The following is a 9598-nucleotide window of genomic DNA, read 5'->3' as shown; positions in this document are numbered from 1 at the left end:
CCGCCCTTAAAAAAGCGACGGCCCTGGTGCACGAAATCCAGGGCCGTCTTGGAGGTTATCTATCGTGCTCGGGGGTTGGCACGACGCTTCGCTAATTCACGACCGCCGCGACCGTTCCAAGCAACTCCTTCTAAGCGATGAGCCGAACAATTGCCGGCCAACTTCGTCATACATTGACGGAGGTCAGCCATGGACCAGAACGAGGGATCCCCTCCAACTGGAACGCAAGATCGAGCAAGCGACCCGCATAGTCTCGCGCGTCACGGACCAAACGACCTATCAGCGCCTCACTGCTTGGGTCGAAGAGCTAAAACAGAAGCTACGGCAACGCCTGGCGGCGAGACGGACCAAAGAAGAAATCAGGGCGCGTGCCCACGAGCTCTGGGAGCAACACGGGCGCCCGGTGGGTCGGGACTTAGAGTTCTGGCTGCAGGCGGAATCGGAGAAACGTAAAGGCGAGTAGCGCCGCCACCTCGGCCTTAGTTCTGCGCGGGGCGGTATGCAGGGTTTAAACGCTGATTCCGCATACGGGCTAGATAGGCGAGGGCCTCGATAGCTGCCAGACCGGCGCCGGACCTAGAACAAACCACGAAGGCGCCATGCTGTTTCCGTGCTGTCCGGAACAGTTGCTAATCACCCGTAACTGCTTGATATCACTTGCACCGGCTAGCAGCGTTTAGCCGCACTGATTTTGCCAAAAGAACAAACTGGAATTGCGAGAAACCCTTTATTTGCAAGGGTTTTTTCTGGCGATCCCAGCAGGATTCGAACCTGCAACCCACGGAGTAGAAATCCGTTACTCCACCATTAAGCAACGCATTCAACCTCACAGAGAAATTATCGTAGCGGATTGCAGATCGGCCCTCGCTCATCGCTTTCCGCCATGGGATTGTCGTGGCGCAGCGAAGGCTGCCCAACAGCATTTTCGCCTCAAGGTGATCTTTTGCTGATGTACGACATGGGCCATCGAACCCGCGGCGGGCGGGCCGATACTCTGCCCGTGGTCTTGTGGGTCCAATTGTGGGTAGATCCACCAGCTTTAAAAATGCTCAATATTATCAATATATTATACATAATTTTGGCGGAAGGGGTGTCCCGTCAACTCCCTTGATAACACTCGCTTTCCGTCGATCACGTACCACGCGAACTACGGTTTCGACCACGGTCTTTTGAAACAGCGTAGATTTTCCTTGGCTCAGTTTTGCAGTCGCACGCGTAGGGATCATTCAAGCTTACATGGTTGCTTCTGGCGGGGTTGGTGCGCTAGTGACCTCAAAGCCTTCCACCGGCCCAAGCGTTTGGTAAAGTTACCGGGCCTGCGAAAATGTCCGGTCAAGCGCGGGGTCCATGCCTTTATGTGCGGCTAGATCAAGGCCCAAGCACGAACCGCCGGAAATGGCGAACTCTCAGTTGGCTGGACGCTGATAGGCGTTCTGGGCAGCAACAGCGGGAGCGATTGGGAGCTGACCGCAAGGCCGCGGAGGTGGCCAGCGCACAAAGCAGCGAGAGGGCGGCTGACGCCGTTCTCGAGGAGAGCCTGCGCGCCGTGATGGACGATAGATGCGCCACCGTGCCATCGGCGTTCTTGTGCGGCCCGCGGTTCGCACGTCGAGGCGCCGTACCTCGACCATTTCCGAAACCTGGTTGTCCGTGATCGCGTGCAACTGCGTCCTGAGGCCGAGCTGGGCGCATCCCCACGAACGGTCACGACCGCCACGAGGCGGCCAGTCGGCCAGCGACGAGCTTATCGCCAAATGCAGTGCTCCGAATGGCTCCCTCGATGCGGTGCGCACGGTTCTACCGACATCTGGCAAAAGGGCCATAACGTGCCGTTATTCACAGCCATGGTCGTCTCCTGTTCGAGCGACAATGCGCGAATCGGAACTTAGGTTCCTAGAAGCCGCTTTTCTCGGCAGTCTTCTCAACCTCGGTCTCGACCCTCTTCTTTTCCTCTACGGAAACGACCTTCTGGGCGCGCTCCTTGTCTGCGGGCTGCTCCTGACCGCGCTCGTCACGAACGATACCTTGGCTCTTGTTGTCTGGCATGGAAACCTCCTGTTGAACGGGACAACAGGCCGGAGGTGGTAAGGTTCAATTAAGACCTTATCCGCGCTGATCTGTCCGACTTCGATTCGTTCGTTGAGAACGGAATAGAATCAGAGGGTGAACGTCACTTTGTGAAAGGGATGAGCTGCTTCCCCCAAAGATGGCCAACAAAGCTCTGCAGACGTGTTTGCCGTGGGGCTTGGTGCACTTGTCGAAGTCTTCAAGGCATTTGAAGACCCGTGTCATCCTTGCCAAAGGAAAGGAGCTATTCCAGAAGCGCTCAATCTTCTGTTGAGAAGTTCGGTGATGCGAAAGTACAAGCCGGACGGCGGCCGTCTGGTCCGTCGGGGCCGAAGGTCTAGCGTTCGTTGCTGGCACGCGCATAGGGCGCCACCGGCAACGCGGTAGCGCGACTTTTCACATCGGCGAAACTTTATCAAATGGCGAACCAATTAGCCTTTCTGTGTGCGTTGAACGAAGAAACAACCCGTTCGCCATAACTGGACCAAAAAATTCAGGTGGGGTACGATTGAATCCAAAGCGGTGTATGGGGTCTTCGAGTTACTCCCGACCGTAAGACGATTGCGCACAAGCTGGCCGGCCGCTGCAACGATTCGGGCTTTCCGATGCTGCGCGAGGAGAAGGGTCGGGCCGCCGCAACAACGGCTTCGCCTGGACGGGCGCCTGCCGAAATCGCGGAACGAAAGCGAGCCGACGCGCGCAAGGCCCTCCCGAAGGAGCAAAAGACGAATCATAAGACGCCCGATTTACGGCAGAGGGAACACGACCGACCATCGTGCCGGCAGGTCGAGCGGCAGCTACACGGCGAGCCGACGGGAAATTCCCCGCCGTGCCAACCACTCTAGAAATTGCTCCCCGTTGCCGATGAGGCGCCTCAGCCGCTCTCGTTCCTCGTCCGATCGGCATGAAGAGAGAAGACGCTCACAATGGTTGATCACGTTCTGTCCGCTGCGCATCAGAAAATCCTCGATATCAGACATGGCAGGCCTCCCCAGCGGGCGGAGCCATGCTGGCTCCGGCCAGCATCGGCTGGTTGAAGCGGACTGGAAACGTTGAGGCAGCCAGTTCATCCATCGCAGTCTGCTCTTCCGATAGGCGCCTCTCGATGAACCGGCGCTCGAGTTCCGTCAGTTCGGTCTTCAACAGCCGTCGGTATCGGTCGATGTTGTTGCGGTGGGTGCGCAACCGCGCAAATTTCTCTTCAATCATGCTGATCTCGTGCGTGCGGTTGTTGTCTATGCAGCGATGCTCGCTCGGGCGGTCGATTTCAGCCGGGCCGGCTTTCCACCCGGCGGCTCGTTGGGTGCTGAATCCAATTCCGCCAAGGCTTCAAGCACTTCATCGATGGTTACCCGGCGATAACGCCCCGGCAGTTCCCTGAGCGCCGGATTCGACGGCACGGCGGCTGCGTCCGATGCCCAGGACGCCAGGATCGCACGCTTCTGGTCAATCGAGATTGCCGGGTCTGCGACGACGTCGCGGGGATGATCGTAAGCAATACCGGGATGCAGTATTCCATTCAGGTCAATGACGTTGTCAGGACGATCAATCATCGAAAGCCCTCCTTCTCCTTTCTGTGAGACACTTCCGGTTTAGGCAGACGTCAGCATTCCCGCCCGTTCGTCCGGGCGGGGCGCTGTGCTTAAAGGCGAGATATTTATTTAAGCGGCTTTGGCTTCGAGCTGCTGCATGCTGCTGGCCGCCGCTCCATTGATCGCAATGCGTCGCGGCTTCATGGCCTCGGGAATCTCCCGCACCAGTTCGATCTGCAGCAATCCGTTCTCGAATGCGGCGCTCCTCACCTGGACATAATCGGCAAGGTTGAAATGCCGTTTGAACGGCCGCGCGGAGATGCCCCGGTACATATAGTCGCGCTCGGCCTTATCCCGCTTGTTGCCCTCGATGGTGACCACGTTCTGCTCGGCCGTTACCGAGATTTCGTCGGGCGAAAAGCCAGCGACCGCCAGTGAAATCTGGTAGCGATCGTCGCTTAGCCGTTCGATGTTGTAAGGGGGGTAGTTGTCCTCGCCAGCGCGCTGGGCGGTTTCGGCGAGGTCGAAGAGGCGATCGAAACCAATGGTCGAGCGCCAAAGGGGAGAGAAGTCGTAAGTGCGCATAGCCAAATCCTCCAAAGAGCAAAATGGTACGAGCGGCACCGGACACGACCGGTGCCCGTCTCTAGGTTTCCCGGGCCCATCAGGCGCCCAGAAGCCATCTTGCGATGGCGACTGAAAAATAAAAAAACCGGATTTTGGTTTCAAGGGGGCGGATAAAATTTTTTGCTCCCCGATTTTCGCTAGGGCGCCAGCCTGACCTAAAGGGAAAAGGGGGCCGGAGCCCCCAGGAAAGGTTACCATCGGCGCCAGCCGCGATGACCCCAATGGCATGCTCCCAATGGCGATGGCCGAAGCGCGGCACGGGATAGAAGCCGTAGGCGCCATAGTAGTTCGGCCGCCACCAGCAGCGGCCCCACGGGTTGCAGCCCCAGCGCACCTGCTCGACCTTTGTGACCTGGTTGGCATGCGGCAGTCCGTTCGGAATTGCGGAGGCCGGTCGCGGAGCCAATCCGACGGCGGTGAGCGAGAACAATCCGGCAAGAGCAATTTTGGTTTCATGTGTCCCTCCGTTCGCAGAGACAGAAAAACCGAAATCGGCGACGGGGTTTGCCAGATATCAAACATTTAGTCCTCATGACAAACTTAAAGCTGCGCGGTCGAATGCCTGCACGGCACCGCGGTTGCGACCGATCGTTTTGCGATGGCAACCTTGGAACAAGTTTTCCGGAACGACGTTCGATTGGGCGGAGCCATCGCCCGCCGTTCACAACGGCGCCTGTCGCGGATAGCCAAAGGTCTTCGGACCCGCTGTTATTCACCTCTAGCGCTCGCGCGGATAGCCAAAGGCGATGGCTCCGGCCTCAACCACATTGCAATTTTTCGAATGCGATGGATGACCCATACGATCTGGTGCTTGCCATGTTTGGATTGGCGGTCGCCGCGGTCATGTTGGTGGCGGGCGAGCTCTATCTCGTGACGCGGCCGGATCCGCCGGAAGCCTACTCGCAGCCTCCCGCCGTCATCTCATCCTCGATTGAGCCGTAGAAAAATTTCGGCGAGCCACAATCCCTCGGACAGGTTCGATGCACGTTCCTTCAAGCCTTCTGTCGAGCTTCGTCACGCTGTTCGTCACGATCGGGCCGATCGAGACTGCGATCATATTCGCCGGCCTCACGTCCGGCACCCACCACAAGGAGCGGCGGAGCCTTGCCCTTCGGTCCGTCGCTATTGCGGGACTCATGCTGCTGCTTTTCGCGGTGGGCGGAAATTTGGTACTGTCCCTGCTGCACGTCTCGCTGCCGGCGTTTCGCGTGGCGGGTGGCATGTTGCTCTTTCTCCAGGCGTTGACGCTGACATTTTCGAGTCCCGGTCTTTCATCGATCAACGAGGGGGAACGGCGAGACGCGGAAAAGCCGGGCGACATCGCAGTATTCCCCCTCGCTTTCCCTCTTATCGCCAGTCCCGGGGCTCTTTCTGCGGTCGTGCTGTTGACAGGTCGGGCCGAAGGCTGGAGCGAAGACGCATCCATCATCGTGATGATCGGGCTGTGTCTCACCATCACCTACATCGCGATGCGCGCGGCGGACGTGCTCGTACGGATCTTAGGGCAGACCGGGGCCGACGTCGTCGGAAGGATATCCGGCATACTCCTGGCAGGGCTTGCCGTGCAGTTCGTCTTTGACGGCCTCCGGGGTGGATTTCCGCAGGCTGTCGGGCTCGCTTGATATCTCAACTGGAGCGGCCGATGTCCTCGATCTTTACCCGGACAGTCGACGGCCCGTCCTTGCGTTTCACCGAGAGCTCGATCTCGCGTCCCACGCCGACGGCTTCTAGCTGGTCCGTCAGATCGGACAGTCGCCTGGCCGGCTGTCCGTTCGCGCTCACGATGACGTCGCCGAGTTCGCCGGCCTGGTCGATGCCGCGCAACCCCGCTTGCGCAGCCGGCGATCCGGGCACGGTGCGCACCACCACGACGCCTTCGATCCCAAGTCGGGTTGCGACAGCCTCGTTCGCGGCAATGATGCCGATGCCCGGGGTTGGAACGCGGCCGTTTTTGATAAGCTCGGGAACGACGCGGTTGACAGTGTCCACCGGGACAGCGAATCCTATGCCGGCGTTGGATCCGGATGGGGAAATGATCGCGGTGGTGACGCCGATCAGTCGCCCGGCGGAATCCAGCAACGGTCCACCGGAATTGCCGGGGTTAACGGCGGCGTCGGTCTGGATGACGTTGCCGATTTCCCGCCCGGCGCTCGTCGGCAGTCGCCGCTTCAGAGCGCTTATCACGCCCGTTGTCAGTGACTGGTCGAGCCCGAAGGGATTGCCGATTGCGAACGCTGCTTGGCCGACCTTCAGATCGGCTGAGGTTCCTACCGCGATGGGGCTGGGCAGATTGCGGGTATTGCGCAGCCTGACGACGGCGAGGTCGTAATTCGGCGCGGTCCCGACGATCGATGCGCCGACTACTTCGCCGGTAGCGAACCGGATCGCAACCTCTCGGGTTCCGCTCACAACATGGTTGTTGGTGACCACGTGGCCGGCGCCGTCCCACACGAAGCCCGTGCCGCTCTGTCCTCCGCCCTCGCTCTCGGCGTATCCTGGCGGCGAGGCATTCGCGGCACCCACGACCTGGACTACGGAAGGCGAGACCCGTTCGAACAGACCGATTGTCGCGCGCTCCGCCTCCGCCAGGTCGCTGCGTGCAGCAATCGGCCTCGGGGAGGTGGCCGCGAACAGCAGGGTGTCGAGGTAGGGCCGTCCAGCCAGGACGGCAAGCAGCACGATCAGAACGATAATGGCTCCGCGGGAAAATTGCCGGTGCATGGGACTTCTCCAAGATCGCGGTATTGGGGCGGTGAGGTTCCAAGCCATTAAGGCTCGCCGGACAGGTTCGTTCCGCCGTCCCCATGTGGCGACAAACCTTCCATTCTCTTGAAACAAAACAGGAGGCACCTAGTTTTTTGGCGGCCGCATGTGAGTGCGGCACCGGACGCCAAAGCAGGGTCCGGCCGAGGCCACCAAGGCTGGGGCGAGGCACGCGATTAGCGTCCCTGTGCTTAGCGACACATAGACGAAGGCCTCCTCTTTCCGCGCGTCCAAGTTGTTCATGCGGGATTATGCGAAGGTCGATGCATTGTTCCCAAACCCTTCCCGCTTGGAACATCGTCTTCCAGGCTGGAAAACGGGCGATGGGAAACTCATATTGGATTCATGGTGCTGACAGCGTTATTGCCCTGTCTGGCTGCGGCTTTGATGAAGCCGCGGAGAGGCTGAAATGCCAGAAGACGAATCTTGACGAACCGAAAGTGGAAGAGTGCGTCAAGGCGGCGAAGCCCATGATAATCAGGTGAAGAGCCGCTAGATTGCAGGCAAATTGCCGGACCGCCGCGAGTGCTTGAATCGAGCCTTCTTTTGAACCGCCAATCTGCTGGGATAACAGTGAAAAGGTCGTCTGTTCGCTGCCCGACGGAAGCGCATGGGATCTGGGCGTGAGGTGACGCGCGAGAGCCGCCCCCGAAAGTGCTTATTCTTTCGCCGCGGGGGAATTTGCTTTAGGAGCCGGCGCTGGCGCGGAGGGTTCGTCCGTGGATGCCGTTCCGCGCAGTTCTGAAGCCGCCGTGCAATTGCCGGCTCAAAGCTTTGTCCCCTTGACCGTCCCGACGAGCTTGCAGCCTTCTGCTGCTTTTGGCTTCACCTGAACCAGCGGCTTTTGGCCCTCCTTCGGCGGCGAAGGACCCTGCGCCATCGCGGACGCTGAAAAACATACCGCGGCGAGAATGATCAAAACTCTCATCGTCATTTCCCCTGTAAAACGGCGGGACGCTGCGTCAGCCCCCGTCTATAAGCCGGGCTGGCTGCTTCGCTCGTGTTCTGTAACGCCGTTGCAATCGAGCATAGACAGCTTGGCGTGTTCGGTTCAGTTCAACAGCTATCTCGGCGGCTTCCTTTCCGGCATCGAGAAGCTCTTCAAGCTTCTGCTCCTCTTCGGAGGTCCAACGCCGTCTCGCTTTCTTCGCTTTGGGCTGGACTGTGCGCGGTGGCGCTGCAGCCTCGCGCTCCAGCCGCTCGGCCTTGAGGCGCTCGCGGTGTTTTGAGAACGCCTGTTGCGCGATTTCGTGCTCGGTCATTGCCTTTTCGGCGTCGACTTGGCGGAATGCCTTCCGCGCTTCGCGCTCGGCTTTGCTGACCGGCTTCTGTAGTTCAACTTTGCTCGGTGCCTTTGTCATTTTCTTAGCCTTCAGCCAAGATTTCGACCAGCCGGAGTTTTCCGCAACCAGAGTGGGTGCGCAAGCAATAAGGCGCCTGACACGCAGGGGTTCAAAAGATGGACAGACGGCCCAGGAACGGCGCGCTTAACTAGATCCATTGCCTACGCGCTCGACCTTAGCGGGATGGCGCTGGCCCGCTATGACCTCGCCGCTACCGACCCGCAAACCGCGGAGCGGGAGGCCGCCAATATTTTGAAGACCCTCCGACCATCGAGATTTGGTCTCACGACCACCGGCGGGTCGCGCGGGGAAGTAGACGACGTTAAATGAAACTTAGCCGGCCACGCCATGGATCGCAGCACCCTGTTCTTCCGACTCGGGATGATTTGCCTGGCCGTCTTGGTGGCGTTCCTTGGCTTTATGATCTTCGCGTAAGGCCACCTCATGTTCATGTAGCGGTCCGCTATCACCGCTTCGTGTAGCCTGGTGCCGATCTACCAGCCTGCAGTTTTCCGCAACAGAGCGGGCGAGCAAGCGAAAAGCCGCGCGCTAGGATGCGTTACCGCGAGATTGGGGTGATAAAATCCCTGTGCAGGCAGGTTGGTCTTTTGGCACCATCGAACAGCACGGTGACGCCTGTATTGCTTCGAAAAACCTCGACCACGATCCCCGTCTTGCCGGCCAGCGATCGCAATCGAGTGGCTCCGAGTTCACTGATCTTGAAGCGAGCGCCGACGACCAGTCTATTGAATTCTTGCACGTCACTCACAATTTTGCCCCACGATAAAAACACCACGTAGAAGGAAAATCCAAACTCCTCTCCCGGCCCAGCGTTCCAACCGACTGGCTAGTTTACGAAACGGCTGCGGAGGTACTCCAAAGTAGCTGGGAAACGATTCAACCAAGTCGCGTTAGCTTTGGTCGCCGTTGGCGCTTTTCGGCGTTGCGGTTGTGAGCGGCCCCAGAGAGCTTCCCGCCTGCCGGGGCCGTTTTTGTCACGACCATCGGGCGCTTTGCGCGGCTCGTGAGGAACGTAGTTAAACCAGTCGCAACATCAATTGGCGCCGATCCGCCCCCTCATGACGTTCAACAAAATCAGAGAGCGCACAGGGGAGATCGCGCATCTGCAAGTCGCAGCGCCGGCGCAGCTCGTGAGCGACATCTTCGAAAACGTCATCAGACCAACTCAGGGCGGATCGCTATCGGGCTGCGGGGTCCGATCGGGCCGGGTGGGATCGGGCGCGGCGCCCCAAGCTTTGCAAGCTG

General features: G+C 59.4%; 12 protein-coding genes, 1 tRNA gene and 1 pseudogene. 4 read left to right on the top strand and 10 right to left on the bottom strand.

The features are described from left to right. The first annotated feature begins 64 nt into the window (after nucleotides 1–64). On the top strand, nucleotides 65–463 hold the full coding sequence (locus JQ611_RS42920) for a DUF2934 domain-containing protein (RefSeq protein WP_312012406.1): 399 nt from the start codon (nucleotides 65–67) through the stop codon (nucleotides 461–463). Nucleotides 464–747: 284 nt separating this feature from the next. Here JQ611_RS42920 and JQ611_RS41080 read toward each other — a convergent pair. The 6 genes from JQ611_RS41080 to hspD all read right to left on the bottom strand — a co-directional run bounded on the left by JQ611_RS41080 (nucleotide 748) and on the right by hspD (nucleotide 4184). Next, nucleotides 748–816: transfer RNA gene (locus tag JQ611_RS41080), tRNA-Arg, on the bottom strand. Between the two features lie 1077 nt (nucleotides 817–1893). Then, entirely contained in the window at nucleotides 1894–2046 is a 153-nt protein-coding gene (locus JQ611_RS41075; RefSeq protein ID WP_212468811.1) for a hypothetical protein, read from the bottom strand. An 818-nt stretch (nucleotides 2047–2864) separates the two neighbouring features. Then, nucleotides 2865–3047, bottom strand: a complete 183-nt coding sequence (locus tag JQ611_RS41070; protein ID WP_212468810.1) for a hypothetical protein — start codon at nucleotides 3045–3047, stop codon at nucleotides 2865–2867. Beyond that, nucleotides 3040–3276: a hypothetical protein gene (locus JQ611_RS41065; RefSeq protein ID WP_212468809.1), complete on the bottom strand. Its 237-nt coding sequence runs from the start codon at nucleotides 3274–3276 to the stop codon at nucleotides 3040–3042. The genes JQ611_RS41070 and JQ611_RS41065 overlap by 8 nt, the downstream gene beginning before the upstream one ends. Before the next feature lie 26 nt (nucleotides 3277–3302). Further along, nucleotides 3303–3620, bottom strand: a complete 318-nt coding sequence (locus JQ611_RS41060; RefSeq protein WP_212468808.1) for a hypothetical protein — start codon at nucleotides 3618–3620, stop codon at nucleotides 3303–3305. Between the two features lie 108 nt (nucleotides 3621–3728). After that, entirely contained in the window at nucleotides 3729–4184 is a 456-nt protein-coding gene (hspD, locus tag JQ611_RS41055; RefSeq protein WP_212468807.1) for a small heat shock protein HspD, read from the bottom strand. A gap of 828 nt (nucleotides 4185–5012) precedes the next feature. Here hspD and JQ611_RS41050 point away from each other — a divergent pair. Together JQ611_RS41050 and JQ611_RS41045 are read left to right on the top strand one after the other, a co-directional pair. Further along, nucleotides 5013–5168 carry a hypothetical protein gene (locus JQ611_RS41050; protein ID WP_212468806.1) on the top strand — a complete coding sequence of 52 codons (156 nt, stop codon included), beginning with the start codon at nucleotides 5013–5015 and terminating at the stop codon, nucleotides 5166–5168. Nucleotides 5169–5206: 38 nt separating this feature from the next. Next, nucleotides 5207–5848: a MarC family protein gene (locus tag JQ611_RS41045; RefSeq protein WP_212468805.1), complete on the top strand. Its 642-nt coding sequence runs from the start codon at nucleotides 5207–5209 to the stop codon at nucleotides 5846–5848. 4 nt (nucleotides 5849–5852) lie between these two features. Here JQ611_RS41045 and JQ611_RS41040 read toward each other — a convergent pair whose 3' ends face one another. The 4 genes and pseudogenes from JQ611_RS41040 to JQ611_RS41025 all read right to left on the bottom strand — a co-directional run bounded on the left by JQ611_RS41040 (nucleotide 5853) and on the right by JQ611_RS41025 (nucleotide 9101). After that, nucleotides 5853–6947: a S1C family serine protease gene (locus JQ611_RS41040; RefSeq protein ID WP_212468804.1), complete on the bottom strand. Its 1095-nt coding sequence runs from the start codon at nucleotides 6945–6947 to the stop codon at nucleotides 5853–5855. 808 nt (nucleotides 6948–7755) lie between these two features. Continuing rightward, complete coding sequence (locus JQ611_RS41035) at nucleotides 7756–7917, bottom strand: hypothetical protein (protein ID WP_212468803.1); 162 nt, start codon at nucleotides 7915–7917, stop codon at nucleotides 7756–7758. A 250-nt stretch (nucleotides 7918–8167) separates the two neighbouring features. Then, nucleotides 8168–8350: pseudogene (locus JQ611_RS43230) on the bottom strand (hypothetical protein); the annotation flags it as partial. A 541-nt stretch (nucleotides 8351–8891) separates the two neighbouring features. After that, entirely contained in the window at nucleotides 8892–9101 is a 210-nt protein-coding gene (locus JQ611_RS41025; RefSeq protein ID WP_212468802.1) for a hypothetical protein, read from the bottom strand. Nucleotides 9102–9411: 310 nt separating this feature from the next. On the opposite strand from JQ611_RS41025, the gene JQ611_RS41020 reads away from it, so the two are divergent. Then, nucleotides 9412–9598: hypothetical protein (locus tag JQ611_RS41020; protein WP_212468801.1), on the top strand; the 187-nt coding region annotated here is incomplete at its 3' end.

Origin of the sequence: Bradyrhizobium sp. AUGA SZCCT0182 (assembly GCF_018130185.1) — a bacterium.
In the GTDB taxonomy this organism is placed as follows: domain Bacteria; phylum Pseudomonadota; class Alphaproteobacteria; order Rhizobiales; family Xanthobacteraceae; genus Bradyrhizobium.
The sequence above is the reverse complement of the archived record's forward strand: the minus strand, read 5'-3'. Positions and strand labels throughout refer to the sequence as shown.